13 protein-coding genes and 3 pseudogenes are annotated in these 17,670 nt (G+C 41.3%); 8 read left to right on the forward strand and 8 right to left on the reverse strand.

Annotation, left to right across the window (positions count from 1 at the left end; genetic code table 11):
* The first annotated feature begins 217 nt into the window (after positions 1 to 217).
* Complete coding sequence (locus tag DXC57_RS08045) at positions 218 to 757, forward strand: hypothetical protein (protein WP_118472959.1); 540 nt, start codon at positions 218 to 220, stop codon at positions 755 to 757.
* Positions 758 to 911: 154 nt separating this feature from the next.
* Here DXC57_RS08045 and DXC57_RS15500 read toward each other — a convergent pair whose 3' ends face one another.
* Both DXC57_RS15500 and DXC57_RS08050 read right to left on the reverse strand, forming a co-directional pair.
* Positions 912 to 1,067 (reverse strand): hypothetical protein, encoded by a 156-nt coding sequence (locus DXC57_RS15500; protein WP_182427968.1) that lies wholly within the window; start codon positions 1,065 to 1,067, stop codon positions 912 to 914.
* A 269-nt stretch (positions 1,068 to 1,336) separates the two neighbouring features.
* Positions 1,337 to 2,992, reverse strand: a complete 1,656-nt coding sequence (locus tag DXC57_RS08050) for an O-antigen ligase family protein (RefSeq protein WP_118472960.1) — start codon at positions 2,990 to 2,992, stop codon at positions 1,337 to 1,339.
* Positions 2,993 to 3,457: 465 nt separating this feature from the next.
* On the opposite strand from DXC57_RS08050, the gene DXC57_RS08055 reads away from it, so the two are divergent.
* On the forward strand, positions 3,458 to 4,642 hold the full coding sequence (locus DXC57_RS08055) for an IS110 family transposase (protein ID WP_243101386.1): 1,185 nt from the start codon (positions 3,458 to 3,460) through the stop codon (positions 4,640 to 4,642).
* 14 nt (positions 4,643 to 4,656) lie between these two features.
* Here DXC57_RS08055 and DXC57_RS15715 read toward each other — a convergent pair.
* Positions 4,657 to 5,097: pseudogene (locus tag DXC57_RS15715) on the reverse strand (glucan-binding protein); the annotation flags it as partial.
* Between the two features lie 107 nt (positions 5,098 to 5,204).
* Here DXC57_RS15715 and DXC57_RS08065 point away from each other — a divergent pair.
* The 3 genes and pseudogenes from DXC57_RS08065 to DXC57_RS15885 all read left to right on the forward strand — a co-directional run.
* Positions 5,205 to 5,525, forward strand: a complete 321-nt coding sequence (locus tag DXC57_RS08065) for an AAA family ATPase (RefSeq protein WP_107001446.1) — start codon at positions 5,205 to 5,207, stop codon at positions 5,523 to 5,525.
* A 102-nt stretch (positions 5,526 to 5,627) separates the two neighbouring features.
* Positions 5,628 to 5,915, forward strand: a complete 288-nt coding sequence (locus tag DXC57_RS08070; RefSeq protein WP_107001445.1) for a hypothetical protein — start codon at positions 5,628 to 5,630, stop codon at positions 5,913 to 5,915.
* Between the two features lie 66 nt (positions 5,916 to 5,981).
* Positions 5,982 to 6,106, forward strand: a pseudogene (locus DXC57_RS15885) (hypothetical protein); the annotation flags it as partial.
* Between the two features lie 40 nt (positions 6,107 to 6,146).
* On the opposite strand, the pseudogene DXC57_RS15890 reads toward DXC57_RS15885, so the two are convergent.
* The 3 genes and pseudogenes from DXC57_RS15890 to DXC57_RS15505 form a co-directional block, all read right to left on the reverse strand.
* A pseudogene (locus tag DXC57_RS15890) lies at positions 6,147 to 6,361 on the reverse strand (type II toxin-antitoxin system YafQ family toxin); the annotation flags it as partial.
* A gap of 75 nt (positions 6,362 to 6,436) precedes the next feature.
* A complete protein-coding gene (locus DXC57_RS08080; RefSeq protein ID WP_118481949.1) occupies positions 6,437 to 7,765 on the reverse strand; it encodes an RNA-binding domain-containing protein in 1,329 nt (442 codons plus the stop codon).
* Position 7,766: 1 nt separating this feature from the next.
* Positions 7,767 to 7,907, reverse strand: coding sequence for a hypothetical protein (locus tag DXC57_RS15505; protein ID WP_182430020.1), 141 nt, complete (start codon positions 7,905 to 7,907; stop codon positions 7,767 to 7,769).
* Positions 7,908 to 8,013: 106 nt separating this feature from the next.
* Here DXC57_RS15505 and DXC57_RS08085 point away from each other — a divergent pair, with 106 nt between their 5' ends.
* Together DXC57_RS08085 and DXC57_RS08090 are read left to right on the forward strand one after the other, a co-directional pair.
* On the forward strand, positions 8,014 to 9,561 hold the full coding sequence (locus DXC57_RS08085) for a glucan-binding protein (RefSeq protein WP_118468350.1): 1,548 nt from the start codon (positions 8,014 to 8,016) through the stop codon (positions 9,559 to 9,561).
* A 228-nt stretch (positions 9,562 to 9,789) separates the two neighbouring features.
* Positions 9,790 to 11,466 (forward strand): AAA family ATPase, encoded by a 1,677-nt coding sequence (locus DXC57_RS08090; RefSeq protein WP_118468352.1) that lies wholly within the window; start codon positions 9,790 to 9,792, stop codon positions 11,464 to 11,466.
* A gap of 203 nt (positions 11,467 to 11,669) precedes the next feature.
* Here the strand turns inward: DXC57_RS08090 and DXC57_RS08095 are convergent, their stop codons facing one another.
* Positions 11,670 to 13,241, reverse strand: a complete 1,572-nt coding sequence (locus DXC57_RS08095; RefSeq protein ID WP_107001442.1) for an AAA family ATPase — start codon at positions 13,239 to 13,241, stop codon at positions 11,670 to 11,672.
* A 361-nt stretch (positions 13,242 to 13,602) separates the two neighbouring features.
* Entirely contained in the window at positions 13,603 to 15,201 is a 1,599-nt protein-coding gene (locus tag DXC57_RS08100) for a glucan-binding protein (RefSeq protein ID WP_118472622.1), read from the reverse strand.
* Between the two features lie 630 nt (positions 15,202 to 15,831).
* Between DXC57_RS08100 and DXC57_RS08105 the strand changes: the two genes are divergently transcribed.
* A complete protein-coding gene (locus tag DXC57_RS08105) occupies positions 15,832 to 17,619 on the forward strand; it encodes a phosphotransferase (protein WP_118468357.1) in 1,788 nt (595 codons plus the stop codon).
* The last annotated feature ends 51 nt before the right edge of the window (positions 17,620 to 17,670 follow it).

The raw sequence follows: 17,670 nt of genomic DNA on the forward strand, positions 1-17,670 counted from the left end.
TATTGCATCCGTTCAAATACCGCAGGACACTTTTGTGACACCGCGGTATTTTTTCTAAAAGATGTCTTTTTTTATCGTTTTGAAATTTTTTTTGGAAATTTTTAAATTTTTTTCTAAAAACCAGTTATAATGTTCTCGATTAAAACGTATTATAATAAGGGGGATATTTTCATTTTTCTCCTAATGACTCAACTCTTACTTCTACGGAGGCAACTCTATGCGTGGTTTAAATGTTTATTGCTGTCCAAACTGTGGACATTATGGATTCTTTCAGCTCGTTGCCAATGCGGTGTGTCCGCATTGCTCAATTGCCATGACTCCTCTTCCCATTCCGTATCAGGATTTCATGGACTTAGACTATCCACAGCGGCAGATCCTGATTTCCAGACACATGATTAATGCGGCGATCCCTTTGGATTCTAAAGCCAAACCGGCGAACAAGGCTAAGGCACCAGAGCAGACAAAGCCATCCGGCCGGAGCAAATCACTGGATGATGAAAAATCGTCGGTTCAAAATGCAGCACCCGATAACACCAAACTGATGACAGATCCTTCTGCAGCACCGGGTAAAACAAAATCGTCTTCCACTTCCTCGAAGATCCATCCGGATATTTCAAAAGATTCCGACAAGGAAACGCTCTATCAGGAAGTATTGGCTCTAAGAGAGAAAAACGAGCAGCTGGAGCAGACTGTCTCCTGGATGCATGATTTAATCTGGGAATTGACGCGCCGACTACATATTACACAGAGTAGATAAAAAATGCCGCATGATTCATTCTGGTTTGATAACATACCTTCTGAATCATGCGGCTTTCATATTCGATCTACTATTTAATTTTTGATTTGATTTTTCACCTGCTCCATCTGGTATAAATGAGCCTCTTCTTTTCCATCTTATCCAGGCTCTCCGCTTATCCCGCCTTCTCCGTCTTACAGAGTATGTAGTGGTCAATCATCCGGTTTAAGCTTTGATTCATCTGATCCAGAGTTTTAAATAACTCCCTCAGCTCACGCTTTAATTCTTCATTTTCCTGCTCTAAAACGACCAATTTTTTAGCTTCATCCATAAACTCTCCTCCTTTTGACTGCCTGTTCTTCCATTCAGATGACCACACTGCATAACGCAGCTCTGCCAGGCGATCATATCGTTTTTTCTTTTCATATTATTTATAAACCGATTTTAAGAAAAATAAAAGAGTCTATCGATCGCAAATTTCGACACGGGTTACTGTGCACACATTACTTTAAATTCTAAATCGACAAAGTTCGTCATTTCGGCTTTTCCGCCGAATCTGCTCGGATTTGCTGTCTATTTAATCCGTTCTGTCTATTTGAGCTATTCTGCCTGTTCTGCTTTCTCTCTTGTGAGTGCAAGCCCAATCGCCAGCATAGCCCACATAATCGGTGTCGCGATCGGGAGGTTGATATTAACAACTGCCTGTGCTCCATAGCAGAGCACCGCCAGAACAGGCGCCAGGATCCAGGCGCACTCTTTCCATTTTTTGCACATCTGCACGCAGGTGCCGCCCAGAAACGCAAGATAAGATACAAGCGCAAGCGGTCCCATTGTAACAAGGTACTGGAAATATTCGTTGTGGGCGCTCTCATAGAAAACTCCATACCGATCCAGCGCATCCTGCCTGAAATCCCAAGTCAGAATTCCATATGTGTCTGGTCCAAAACCAAACAACTGATGCAGGAACGGCAGCTCGCGATAGGACTGCCAGCCAATTCTCCAGCAATATCCCCGGTTCGTCCCCCAGTCATCATCAAAAACAAGATACTGGGACAACGCGCTGTACCGTTCCGCATGTCCTCCCAGATTTGCATCATAGAGGACAAATGCCACTGCCAGGCATCCAAGAATCAAAACGGCACACCAGCCACGCCAAATCCATCGTCCCGGTTTGCTCTCTGGATTCGTCTGTTCCATCTTCCGTTTCCAAACACAGAGAATCCCCGCCAGAATCCAGAATAAAACGACGATTCCCTCCAGATAACGATAGCGCACCAACACGCCAAACACACCGCCCAGACCGATGACCTGATCGGCATATACTTTATTGACCGTATCTACTGCCTTGATCACGGTCATAAACGTAGCCGCCAGAATACCATAATCTGCGATGCCCCGCCATGTCGTAAATAAAAACAGCGGCATCACCGCAAACAGCATTCCAAGTGATAAATATGCATTATCACTCTGTCCGGTAATCAATGCAAAAAAGGCCAGCGCCGAAACCAGATAATACCAGATACGGCGTCCCACTTTTCTCTCACTTACAAAACAGCCGCAGGCAACCGCCATCGTAAGCGCCACAAACGCCGTATACGTGTTGATATTTCCCAATGTAGATACAAACAGGTTTCCCTGTTCATTGCTCACGCCCTTTTTCCATCCCAATAAATCCATCTGGAAATAATCTGTGATTCCAAACAGGCAGACCAGAACGGACGATGCCAAAAACACATCCAGGTACCATTTTCTCATCCGACCATACTTGCTGCTCACAATCGTTCCCAGCACATACAGCGTAATCAAAAAAAATCCGCTGAATCGTCCTTCATTGCCCCAGAACGACTCATACACATAATCCGACAGCACCGTCGATATCAGTGCCAGTCCCCAGAAAACTGCCAGTGCCTTATAGGCAAATGGCTGCTTTTTTAATTCAGACGGTCGAAACGCGCAAAAAAAATGCCGCACATGCGCCCCGCCAAACCGCTTTAAGTCCATGCACGCAAATACTATCGCTGCGATCAGGCATGACGCCAGCATCGCAACCGTGCTGAGCCAGTAAAACTGATATTTCGATACCAGAATATCATAATAATAATTATGGAAATATAGCGGAAATGCCCCAAACACCACACACAGATACACCGACACAATCCATGAAAAAACTTTTCGTACTTTTCCTTCCCATGCCTGCTCTGCCAAAATGGATGCAGCCGGAGCTCCCTGCTCTCTTGCAATCTCTGTCTGTTCCATCACATTCTTCTCCTTTTCTTATTCGTAAAACCAGAGAAACGGCTTGTATCAGTATAGCATTTCGTTTTGTGGATAGCAAGGAAGGAAATCTTAAATTTCCCCTATTATCTCGTTACTGTTCACGCATACGTGCCCAGTAACGGAATTTGCCGTGGCTTCGCATTTAAATACGGCAAATTCCTGCTGCCACCACGTTTTCTTACGGCACTTTCGGTTCCAAAAGTGCCTACCTGTGAACAGTAACATTATCTCTCCCTTTTTTTGCAACTTGCGATACTTTTCCATATCCGAAGTATAATGACCTGGTAATGCAGTTAGGATTTCGAGAAAAATATTTCAAAAAGTAAAAGGAGCTTCCTGTATAATAAAAAGCGTAGACGTTGAAAATTGAAAATACCTCAGAGTACAATAAGACTACTGACTGGCAGGTTAGTAAAAATCTTATTATACAGAGAGGTATCTACAATGAAGTCTAACACACAGAACGCAAAAATTGAAGCTATTACAGAAAAAACTTTGGTACTCGGAATTGATGTCGGAAGTGAAATGCACTATGCCAGAGCTTTTGATTACAGAGGAATCGAGTATTCGAAGAAGCCATTTAAGTTTAGCAATACAGAGGCTGGATTTGTGACATTTAAGGAATGGATCCTGAACCTCAAAGAAAGACATGAGAAGGATAAGGTGGTTCCAGGTATGGAACCGACAGGGCATTACTGGTTCAATCTTGGAAAGTTTCTACAGGATAATGAAATGAAACCGGTGCTTGTAAATCCTCACCATGTGAAAAAATCAAAAGAACTCGACGACAATAATCCGACTAAAAACGACCGTAAGGATCCGAAAGTTATAGCAGGATTAGTTAGGGAGGGACGTTACATGATCCCATATCTGCCGGATGGTGTTTATGCTGATCTTAGAACAGCATCAAACATAAGATTCCAGTTACAGGCGGAACTTACAAGAATTCAAAACAGAATCAGTCGTTGGTTCAATATATATTTTCCTGAATATAAGACGGTATACGGAAAGCCGGATGCCAAGAGCGGAATGCTAATCCTTAAAGCAGCACCACTCCCTGAAGATATCCTGACGTTAGGTATCGATGGAGTGAACCAAATCTGGCGTGATGAGAAGTTAAGAGCAGTTGGAAAGGCGAGGGCGAAGACCCTGATAGAAGCTGCTGAGCACAGCGTTGGAAGCAAAGAAGGTGCGGTGTCTGCAAGAATGGAAATTCGAATGCTTCTGGAGGACTATGAATCCAGAAATACGCGTCTACAGGAAGTTATGGTTCTAATTGAAGAACTGATAAGAAAGATTCCGATGGCTGAAAAGCTGTTAGAGATCAAAGGTGTGGGAATCAGGACAGTGTCAGGATTCCTTGCAGAAGTAGGTGATATCAGCCGCTTCAACAATCCGAAGGAACTGCAGAAACTTGCAGGATTTCCGTTGATTTTCTTCTTAGCGGCGTCTTTGTACATCTTACCGGAAGCATTGAACCAGTACCAACCTTCGTCATCACAGATGTCATTTTCACTGCAACCAGGAACTGTTTTCTGTACATCCTCATCAGTATCTAACATACCGGATTTCTCAAGCCACAGCCACTTATTCTCTGTTCTTGCGCCATCCATTTCTTCACCGAAGTAGTAAATAGCTCCTTGCCAATCCTGCCAACCATACAGCATCTCACCATCTTCGTTGAAAAGGTATGTCTTACCATTGATCTTCTTATCCTGATCAGCAACTTTTTTACCCTTGTTGTTGAAATAGTACCAATGCTTACCATCGGAATCCGGATCATCCTGATCATCATCAGACATAGTATACTTCCAAGCGTTTGTCAGCATAGCGCCATCTTCGCCTACATAGTAGTCATCGTCTACCCATGTGTTGGTCTCCATATCTCCCTCATCATCGAGGTGGAACCATTTACCGCCATCTTTTTTCCACTCGCCTGTTACCATCTCATCATCGCTATCATAGTAGTGCCAAACACCAGCGTCATCTTTCTGCCAACCAGCTGCGAAAGAAGTCATGGAAGCACCCATAGCGAGTAAAGCTGCTGCAGAAAGTACTGCAACTAATTTAGTCTGCTTTCTCATAATTAATGCACTCTCCTTTTTACTTTTTGAAATATTTTTCTCGAAATCCTAACTGCATTACCAGGTCATTATACTTCGGATATGGAAAAGTATCGGGAGGTGTTTTCATGTATCGAAAAATTACAATATTTTTAGAATACTGGAAAAACAGTAAACATCGCAAACCATTGATATTGCAGGGGGCCAGACAGGTAGGCAAAACCTATTCTGTTCTCGAATTTGGACGTACCCATTACGAAAATACTGTTTACTTTAATTTTGATACAAATCCAAAGCTTAAGCAGACATTTGATGAAGACATTAGTCCTGAATACTTGGTTCCGATTCTTTCTCATATATCCAGTCAGACGATTGTCCGCGAAACAACATTAATTGTATTTGATGAAAACAAGAAAATCGTGCCTCTGTATGCTGCTTTTTGTATATAAAATACTTTTTACAAAGATAACCAGAAATTTTATGTATTCTTCACAAAAGGAACACATCTTTGCGTTACACTAAAGCCATCAATTTTAAGGAGGCAATCGAGTATGACAGCTAATACAAAAACAACCTGGAGTGTCTGGGGAATCCTTTTTGGCATGGCGATTGTGCTGGGAATCGGAGTGGCATTTTTAGCATTTACTTTAACCAGAGATCCACAGATTCTGGCATTTTTATATGATAAAATCACAGTTCCGCAGAGCCTGCACTTCATTACCAATTTTAAATGGATTTTTAACCTGCTGGTTGTCTGCGTAACAGCAATTCCGGCCGCAGCCGTACTTTATGTAAGCGAGCGGGGATTCAGCCGCTGCGTGCAGCCAAAAGAAAAATAAAGACAGATAAACAAGAAATGATATATGCTCTAAGTGACTTCTTAATCATGATATTTGTCATGGTTAGTGAAGAAATCACTTAGAGCATTTTTGTTTCAAGACGAACTTGAGATTGAGATCGCGGAACTGGAAAAGGCTGTTACCGGCTACGAGCAGAGCCAGAAATCAGCAGAGAAATTTATAGCCTTGATTGACAAGTATGAGAATTTTGACACGCTGACAAACACCATCCACAAGCAGCCAGTCGGGAGAATATGACATTCCCGATGACCTGCCCAATCGCCGGACAGGTCATGGTCGCGGTTCTTATCCGGCAGCGGCTCGCCCATTGCCAGCAATGCTACGACCTGCTCCAGCAGCTCGATCTTCATGCCACGCTTTATGGCTCGTTTGTAGTCTTTTTTGAAACCGGTCGTGTATTTAACGGTATATTTGGTTTCTTTCATCTTTTCAGGTCAGCAAAGCTGAATCGGAATCCGAGCTTCCAGTTTGCACGTTTAAGTTCTGATTTAGCTAATCGCTTACTCTCCTGTATAATAAACATTTTTTCCAGAACCATTTATATGCAATTTTCCGGCACTGGATAATTCCTTTAAGATCCTATACGCTTTTGTTGTACCTATATTTAAAAGCGCTTCGGTTTCTTTTCTTGTTATTTTTTTATGCTCTGCTACATATGAGAGAATTTCAGCTTTTTCAGAAGATAGCGGCTGTCGGTAAACTGCTACCAGACGTTTCCTTGGTTTTGACAGCTTTTGTATTCCTTCGTTTCTATTTGGAAGTGTAACACGGAAAACACCTTTTGCTGTTTCAAAAAAAGGCTTTTTTTCGTTATCTCCATAGGCTCGTTGAATTTTTCCAATTCCTGTACCATAACTTTCTATTAACATCATGCGATAAAAAATAGCTGCCAAATTAGGATTCCTTGGCTGCGATACACCCAGAAAAATAGAATTTAATTCCAGTCCGGAAACCAATCCTCCCAATGAGACAATTTCTATACGATCGTCATAAATATTTATAATATTACTTCCACTAAACGAATAATCTCGATGAACGATACTATTTAAAAGCGCTTCTCTGATTGCCTCTTCTGGGTAATCTTTTTTATCAATACGGATTAAACCCGAAAAACTGGCTTGCGTTTTATTGTTTAAATCAATAAACTGATAAACGTCTTCCAATTGTTTTAAAATAGAACCAGAAAATTCCTTTCTATCTCTGAAAACCGCTTTATCTGTTCCTTGAAAAAGAGCCACTTTTGTTGTTACTTCACATTGATCCGATAATAGCAATGCAAGATTTGTGTATAAATGATCATCACCTATCAGTTTTAATGTTTGCATCTGTGATCTTCCAAACGCAATTTTTCGTTTGTGCATCTCATTTTCAAAATACTCAAATGTCAAATCCTGATTCATGCTTCGGCTTGTTTCATAGGAACATCTGCCGCTTTGAATGATCATTTCCCGGATGCCCTCATCTGTCATGGGTTGTGAAGAACTTCCTTTTCGAACATATACACCACTGGGCTTTAGACCTTTTTCCCGAATATAATATGGACGATTCGTTCCTGTTGCAATATTAATTTCAACGACCGTTTTTCCGTCAATTTCCACAGTTTTTATATTGACAAAAGGCATAATATCAGGTGCGATAGAATCTTTTAAAGAACCTGCAACCTGAAGCATGATTGCATCTGGATCATCTACGCCAATAATTGCTCCATCTTTTCTAACACCAATCAAAATAGTACCTCCAGAAGCATTTGCAAAGGCAATTACTTCTTTTCGAATCTCAGGTACATATTCTTGCTTAAATTCCACCTCTTGATTCTCAAACGAAAGCATACTATTCACCTTTCTTTCTTTCTTTTTTTCTTTCTTTCTTTCTTTCTTTCTTTCTTTCTTTCTTTCTTTCTTTCTTTCTTTCTTCTATTGTATTTGGGAAAGAAAGAAAAGTCAACGAAAAAAAGAAACGAAAAATCGACAAATCCCACCTCCCGATACTTTTCTATATCCGAAGTATAATGACCTGGTAATGCAGTTAGGATTTCGAGAAAATTATTTCAAAAAGTAAAAAGGAGAGTGCATTAATTATGAGAAAGCAGACTAAATTAGTTGCAGTACTTTCTGCAGCAGCTTTACTCGCTATGGGTGCTTCCATGACTTCTTTCGCAGCTGGTTGGGAGAAAGATGACGCTGGTGTTTGGCACTACTATGACAGCGACGATGAGATGGTAACAGGCGAGTGGAAAAAAGACGGTGGTAAGTGGTTCTATCTGGATGATGACGGCAACATGCTGACAGATTCTTGGGTAGACGATGACTACTATGTAGCTGAAGATGGTCATATGCTGACTAACGAGTGGAAGAAGACCGTGTCCGATGACGATCAGGATGATCCGGACGAGGATGGCGAAAGCTGGTACTACTTCGGCAGCAAGGGTAAAAAGACCACTTCTGATGATAAAAAGATCAATGGCAAGACTTACTTCTTCGATGAAGATGGAAAAATGCAGTATGGTTGGTATGCTGATTCTAACAACAACGTATACTACTTAGGCGAAGAGGATGACGGTGCTAGAACCAACTCTTCTTGGCTGTGGTTAGCTGCTCCGGATTCCGAAGATGATGATGAGAAAGATGCAGCAGATGCCGTAAGCCATGATTCTCAGAATGATGATGATCCGTGTGATGAAGAAGGTTGGTACTGGTTCGGTAGCGACGGTAAGATGTACAAAGACGCTAAGCAGAAAAAGATCAACGGTAAATACTACTACTTCAACAATCATGGTCAGATGCTGTATGAGTGGATCAATGGTGTTAAAGCAAACGTGGCTTCCAATGCAAAACTGGATAGCGATTCCATCGAAGCTACCGCTTCTGAAGTACGTTACATGAACGTAGTTGAAGAGGGCTGGAGAGCTGATGGCTGGTATCAGATCGATGGTGCTGATGCACTTAAGGCAGGCGATGATACCGATTGGTATTACTTCAAAGACGGTAAGGCTAAGAAAGCTGATGACGGTGAGAAGAACAATACTGACTTAACTGATGACGGTGCTAAAGTATATACCAAGAAGATCAAGATCAATGGCAAGAACTTCTGCTTCAATGAAATTGGTCAGATGCAGACTGGTTTACAGATGATCGATAAGAAATTCTACTACTTCGACAATGATGGTTATATGAAGACCGGCAAGATTGCTAATGTTGAAGAAGAGGATGATAACTACACCTACTACTTCGAGACCAAGAATGGTAAGAATGGTCAGGGTTATACAGGTGAGAAATCCGGTTACCTTTACTGGAATGGCAAGAGACTGGAAGCAGATGATGATTACAGAATCTATGTTGTAGATAAGAAATACTATCTGGTAAACAACAAAGGTAAACTTCAGAAATCTACTTCTAAAGAGTATGATGTAGAAAATTTTGGTGATGACGTTAAGTTTACGTTCAGAAACACATACGAGATTGCCTCTTCTACTAAAGATGGTTCTGAGGGCACCTATAAGAACGCCGCTACATTACCGAAGATTGAGCTGTTCGACAATGCAATTTATCAGGATGCACTGGGCGTTACACACTACGAGAATACAGATGCTTACGAGGCAGCACAGAACGCTGTAGCTAATAAATAATCTATATCTCAAATAACATTTAAAGAAGAGCTGTTACACAAACGTGTGGCAGATCTGAATAAAATGAAAAGGGTTGTGCACTTATATGGTGTAACAACCCTTTTTTGTTAGGGCGATTCCCAGGGGACTTTTTCTATCTTTTCAATCTCTTTCTCCACCTTGTTTCCCCCAGCCTTTCATGATATGATAATAAAAACAGCCTGATTTTTCGAAAGGAGCGATGATTCTATGACGAATCTTAATATTCCGGTTGGCGTCTCGGATTTTTCTCAGATACGTGAAAATGAATATTACTATGTGGATAAAACGGGACTCATTTCGGAATTATTAAAGAAAAGCACAGCAAACGTCACGCTGATTACTCGCCCCAGACGATTTGGAAAGACGCTGGCTATGAGTATGCTGGAACATTTTTTCGATATTCGACATGATAACCATTCGTTATTTCAAGATTTGGAAATCAGTCATGAATCAGCTATTTGTCAAACATGGATGAATCAGCGTCCGACTCTTTTTATTACCTTTAAGGATGTAGATGGGATTACATTTGACAGTGCTTTTGATATGCTGAAATTTGTCATATCCCAGATATGCATCGAATACTCTTATTTGGAGCAAAGCGATGCCGTCAGCGATGCATATAAAGAGATTTTTAAACGACTAAAAAATCAGACTGCATCTGCAACAGATGTAAAGGGTTCTATCCTGATTTTGATGAAAATGATGCAGGCTTATTATGGGAAGACAGTTATTCTTTTGTTGGATGAATACGATGTTCCCGTTGCGAAAGCAAGCAGCAATGGGTATTATCAGGAAATGCTGGAAATCATGAAAGCAATGATGAGTACCTCATTAAAAGATAATTCCAGCCTCTGCTTTGCGGTTGTGACAGGATGCTTGAAAATTGCTAAAGAAAGTATCTTCACTGGAACCAATAATTTTGTTTCGGATACCATCACAGATTCTCGATTAAATGAATATTTTGGCTTTACACAAAACGATGTAAATCAGATTTTAAAGGAATCCAATACTGCCGAATATTCGGATGAAATTAAAGCCTGGTATGACGGTTATCATTTCGGATGCTTTGATGTATATTGCCCGTGGGATGTGATGAATTATCTTCGGGATCTTCAGCATAATCCTTCCATGAAGCCTGAGAGTTATTGGAAGAATACAAGCGATAATGCAATTATTCGCTCTTTCATTGATTATGCTGGAAGCAGTATCACAATGAAATTGGAAAAATTATTGTCCGGCGGATATATTTTCCAAAAGATTGAAGAAAATTTAACCTATGATTATCTTCATTCTTCCGAGGATAACTTATGGAGTATTTTATATTTAACCGGTTATCTGACGCGCGTTCGAGAGATGGATATTCAAGAAACTATTCCAGATGGAACAACCGCGTTGATGATTCCGAATAGGGAAATCAAAGATATTTTTGAGTCAACAATTATAAAATGGTTTAACGAATCAACGAAGCATTGGAACCGCACAGAATTATTTCATGCGGTATGGGATGGAAACAGCGACAGGATGACGGATGAGATGAATAAACTTTTAAGAAAAACCATCAGTTATCATGATTACCGAGAAGACTTTTACCATGCATTTCTGGCAGGTATTTTTACTGGTGCCGGTTATGTGGTGGAGTCGAATAAAGAGCATGGAGAAGGACGAAGCGATGTGATTGTCTACGACTCTGAAAATGGACAATTGGCCCTTTTTGAAGTGAAATATTCCAGCACGCTTGACCAGATGAAACAATCCTGCCAAAAAGCACTTGCCCAGATCGATGAAAAAATGTATGCAAAAGAATTTGAGGATTCCTATGATAAAATTTTGTGTTATGGAATTGCTTTTTTTAAGAAACGCTGCCTGGTATATTTGAAAGATTGAATTAGTAAACGGTACAACGTTCGACCTTGACAAAAAGAGGACTCCGCCACCTCAGACTTCTCTGAAGTGACGGAGTCCTCTTATATCAAGCTATCAGCTTAATGATTCAGATTTGAATTGGATGTCAAATCACATCGGCCGCAAAAAGAGGATTTCTCAATCAACATCTCTTTTTACTGCCGCCGTGACAAATAACTTGCTTTTCATTTTTTAAATTCTAAAATTTTACATTCATGTTTTCGCGTCTTTAAATCATAATTGATTCCAACCAGCAGCATATTTCCTGAATAATCTTCCAGATTCTGGAAATATTGTTTTTTTAATATCTGGTGAATTGCGCCTTCGGCCGATTTGTTCCATTTTAGTTCGACAATCAAAGCTGGCTTATCCGGAAATTCTTTTCGCGGTAAATAAACTATATCTGCAAATCCAGATCCCGATGGAAATTCACGATAAACCTGATAAAAGTTTCTGGCAGCGTAGAGTGCCAGTGATACAGTATAACTCAGTGCATTTTCATTATTATACTGTAAATGGGATGTTTCAAAATGAGCCTGTTCCATATAGACAGCTACTTTTTCTTCATCTTTTCTCCAGATAGCATTAAGTAAATCAGCTGAGTTTTTTAATGCTTTCGAGACCTCTCCCCATTGAGAAACCGAAACCGCATTTACAAACTCTCCACGGATTTCATTATTCGGAATAAAAACTGATTTATGGCTGAAATCGTATCCAAGATATCCCAGATGAATCAGCAAAGTCAGGACATCATCCTCGCTGTGAAATGTCGTCATATCATTGCTGAAACTACCTGTATTGACCGGTACCATTTCTCCGGCCATCATGCTGAGAACATCGTCTTTCAGCCCATCAAAATTCATGTCAATATATCCGCGCAGTGCCTCAAATGTTTCGGTCTGGTTCCAATAAGAATCGCAGATACCAGAAGTCATAGCAGCCACAACCGAACGCGGACTGTAAATAGAAGAGGCTTTTTCAAAGCGATATCCATCATACCATTCTTTGATTTCTGCCAAATCCATTTGATAATCTGAGCAGAGGCAGCGCACCTCATTTTCTGTGAAACCGACATATTGCGCCAGAACACCTGGATTTGCCATCGAGAATTCATCAAACATATTGAGCGCAGAATGGGTACCGTATTTTTTTATTGGCAATATTCCTGTCATATATGCCAGATGTATATGTGCCTTATCCTTTAGAAAATCACGAAGAAAATCCAGATATCGTTCCTGAGCCGCTTTATCTTCTGCGTATTCCCTAAAAATACAATCCCATTCATCAATGATTATAATAAATGGCTCATTTGTTTCAGCATAAATTTCCTTCATATTTTCCGTCAGATCTAATTCATCATAAAAATCAATCGTTGGATATTCACGGCGAATTTCTCTCATGAGTGAACGCCGGATCCGCTGAATCAATTCTTCTACATTAGAGCTTCGACTTAAAAATTCCTGGATATTTAAAAATATAGTTGTGTAAGTGTTTAAATATTTTTTATAATCTTTTGAACAGCTGATTTTTCGGTCTTTAAATAAAGTATCAGACTGACATCCCTTACTATAATAAGCAGCCAGCATATTGGCTGTAATGGATTTTCCAAATCTCCTTGGGCGGCTGACGCAGATATTTTTCTGGTTTGTTGCCAGCACACTGTTGGTATAAGAAATCAGCTCTGTTTTATCTACATAGATCTGAGAATGCACCGCTTCTGAAAAAGCTGCGTTTCCGGGATTTAAATATATACCCATATGGCTCCCTCTCTTTTTAATAAAACTGCACGTTTATCACACATCATGATAATTTGTTGTTTTTATTATCATATCATGAAAGAATCAGTGAAACAAGACTTGGAAGATATGCTTAAACTCAAAATGATAGTACTGCAGAGAGTTTTGCATATTCTATTCTTTAACTGACAGAGGGCAAATGCAGTCATACAGACAGGCTTCATTTACATTGCGACCACATAAAAAACTCCGCCATCTCGAAACACTTCGAGGTATCGGAGCTCTTTTTACTAAAAAAGAAGCGGCATTCCAGGAAATATCCTGAAATACCGCTTCTCAATTATCCTAGGTCAAATGACTAATCGAATAAAATTCAGATTAATTATTTGTTTAATCCTAACCAACCTTCAACAGCCTTAGTACCAGCCAGATTTGTGTAGGTATAAATATCGTCATCATACAGCTGGATGAACGGTACAGATACGATCTGATCCTCTGTAACAACATCTTTACCAAACTGAGCTTCTGCATCAGCAATCAGATCCTCAGCTTTGATTGTCTTACCGCTAGCTAAAGTAACGGATACAACTTTCTTGCCGCTGATCTCTACTTTTACATCATCCTCAGCGATGCCCTTGTTCTCGATGTCATACTTCTTGGAGGTCTTCTGAACTTTACCCTTGGTATTGGTCAGATAGATATCTCCATCATAGTAGTACAGTCTGTAGTCATCATCTGCATCCAGTCTCTTACCGTTGAAGTACAGATAATCATCTTTCAGACCATTGTAGCCAAGACCATTCTTACCATTCTTGGTGTTGAAGTAGAATGTGTAATCATCATCGTCGTTCTCTACAGATGTTACGCGGCCAGTCTTCTGATAGCCGTTGGCATCGAAGTAGTAGAATCCGCCGTCAGCCTGGCAGTACTGTAAGCCATCCTGCATCTGACCTTTTTCGTTGAAGGAGAAGTATTTACCTTCAATTTTGATTCTCTGAACGTATACAGCTCCGTCATCATCGTAAGTAGCGAAGTCTTTGGAACCGCCATCAGCGTATTTAACTTCACCGTCATCGATGTAGTACCAGTCTGTATCACCATCAGCATCCAGATCCTCAGCGCCGTCGATCTGATACCAGCCGTTACCTCTGGAACCATCTTCAACTTCGTTGTAGTATCTCATTACGCTGGTTGTAGCTAATTCGCCCTTAGCAAGGTTACCATCAAGCTGTGCGTTGGAACCCTGTTCAACAGCCTTACCATCAATCCACTCGTACAGCATCTGACCGTGCTCGTTGAACATATAGTATTTGCCGTTGATTTTCTTCTTGCCTGTGTCATGATATGCTTTACCAGAAGACTGGAACCAGTACCAACCCTCATCATCACAGTTGTCATCTTCAGAACAATCAAGAACTACTTCCAGATCATCATCATCATCCAGATCGTTCTCATTGTTACCGGATTTCTCAAGCCACAGCCACTGAGACTCAGCTCTCCAACCTTCGTCCTCAGTACCTAAGTAGTATGCGTTGCCGTCTTCCTCGTGCCAGCCATACTGCATCTCACCATCTTCGTTGAAGTAGTAGGTCTTGCCATTGATCTTCTTATCTGTATCGGTAACTTTTTTACCTTTGTTGTTAAAGTAGTACCAATGCTCGCCGCCGTCTTCCGGATCATCTTCATCCTCATCAGCCATGGTCTTTTTCCACTCGTTGGTCAGCATATGACCATCTTCAGCTACATAGTAGTCATCATCTACCCATGTATCTGTCTCCATCTCACCATCTTCGTCAAGATGGAACCATTTACCGCCATCTTTCTTCCACTCATCGGTTACCATCTCATCATCGCTGTCATAGTAGTGCCAAACTCCAGCGTCATCTTTCTCCCAACCAGCTGCGAAAGAAGTCATGGAAGCACCCATAGCGAGTAAAGCTGCTGCAGAAAGTACTGCAACTAATTTAGTCTGCTTTCTCATAATTAATGCACTCTCCTTTTTACTTTTTGAAATATTTTTCTCGAAATCCTAACTGCATTACCAGGTCATTATACTTCGGATATGGAAAATTATCAATAGTTTTTTTACAGAATTTCCAACTTTTTATTTTGAAGTGGAATATTGTCTGTATTTCCTATGTTTCTCTTCCCTGTGAAGTACTGCCTTTCTCCGATACACCCACATTATAATACACGTTTTTCCAAAATACCATAACATTTATCTGTGCATTTTCTTACGGATTTTTTACGAAAATTCTTTATAGTTTCGTAATAGTATTTATATTTGTACAATCATGTTTTAACCGCCAAAATGCCTATATTTCCAGTATTTTTTACGTTTCTTATTTCCCACAGACCACCTTATCAAGCCTTTCGTCACTGTTCACGCATACGTGCCCAGTAACAGTCTTTATTCTTCCCCCCGCAGCATTGCTTTTTCCGTTTACTTTCTCTGTGTTTATGCTATAATGTTCATATATCACTTTTAATTTTATTTTTTGAACACACAACAGCTAGAACCTATTTTCACTCTTATCCATCTATAATGATGACGAAATACGTGAATATATAAGAGAAAAATAAAAGAATTTAATAATTCAGGAGGTTTTATATGGATCGCTATGGACTGATCTGCCGGAGTTTCTATGAGAATCCGGATGTGACCCAGCGGGAGCTTGCTTCGATTTTGAATCTTTCCCTGGGGACTGTGAATAAATTGCTTGGGGACTGCCTGGAGGAGGCATTTCTCATGACGGATATGGATACGGGGAAATATCTGCTGACCGAACAGGGGCTTAAGTATCTGGAACAATTTAAAGTGGATGGCGCCGTCATTACCGCCGCCGGGTTTGGCTCCCGGTTTGTGCCGCTGACGTTTGAGACACCGAAGGGGCTTCTGGAAGTGTTTGGCGAGCGGATGATTGAGCGCCAGATCAAGCAGCTCCATGAAGCGGGGATCACGGATATCACAATTATCGTCGGTTATTTAAAGGAAAAGTTTGAATATCTGATCGACAAATATCAGGTCAAACTCCTCTATAACCCGGAGTACGCCACCAAAAATAATCTGGCTACGATCTACCATGCCCGCGAGCTGTTCCGCGGCCGCAATATGTATCTGCTTGTCTCGGACAACTGGATTCGGAACAATATGTACCATAAATATGAGTGCGGCGCATGGTACTCTTCTGTTTATATGGATGGTGAAACGTCGGAATGGTGTCTTTCTTCTAATAAAAAGGGACGTATCACATCGGTGCAGGTCGGTGGGCATGATTCCTGGGTCATGTATGGACCTGCGTTCCTCTCGCGTGATTTTTCCAACCAGCTCATTCCGCTCATTGAGGAAGCCTATCATCAGCCTGGCACAGAACAATGGTACTGGGAACAGGTTGTCGTCGATCATATCAAAGAACTGGATTTTTCGATGAACTGCCAGCCGGCGGATCAGGTCTATGAGTTTGAAAACCTGGAAGAACTGCGCCTGTTTGATCCGAAATATCAGAATCATTCGGACAATGCCGCCATGCAGCTGGTCGCACACGTTTTCAATGTAAAAGAGGAAGCGATACACAACATCCGCTGTCTCAAATCTGGTATGACAAACCAGTCGTTCCTGTTTGAACTGGATGGAAAACATTATATCTGCCGCATTCCGGGTCCGGGAACAGAATTTCTGATTAACCGGAAAGAGGAGGAGGCTGTTTACAAGGCGGTCACACCGCTTGGCATTACCGAACATATTTTGTATTTTGACGGAAAAACCGGCTACAAGATCGCCCAGTATTATGAGGGCGCTCGGAATGCGGATGCAAAGAATCCGCAGGAGATGGCCGCCTGCATGGAGATGCTGCGGAAGCTGCATCATTCCGGCGTGACGGTTCCGCACACGTTCCGCATTCGGGAACGGATTGATTTTTATGAAAGGATCTGCCGCGGACATGAGGAAATGCTGTTCGAGGACTACCCGGCGGTCCGCGCCCGGATGAATGAACTGATGGATCGGCTGGATACACTGAAACGTCCTTGCTGCCTCTCCCATATTGATTCGGTTGCAGACAATTTCCTGTTTCTGCCGGACGGCTCCCTGCGTCTGATCGACTGGGAGTATGCAGGCATGTGCGATCCGCTCATTGATATTGCGATGTGCAGTATTTATTCATATTATTCACAGGAAGAGCTTGACCACCTTCTGGAAGAATACCTCCAGCACGCCCCATCAGACGAGGAACGCTTTGTCACGTATGCCTATGCGGCGCTCGGCGGTTTCCTGTGGGCGCTCTGGGCGGTCTTCAAGAGTATGGAAGGGCGCGAATTTGGCGATTACACGATCGTGATGTACCGGTATGCGAAAAATTATTATCGAAAAATTGTTTCCGAGGACTTGTTAAAATTGTAATATTTCCGTTAGGTATTTTACATTTTTCTATGTTATACTTATAAAGTAATT

Origin of the sequence: Clostridium sp. TF06-15AC (assembly GCF_003481165.1) — a bacterium.
Taxonomy (GTDB): Bacteria; Bacillota; Clostridia; order Lachnospirales; family Lachnospiraceae; genus Otoolea; species Otoolea fessa.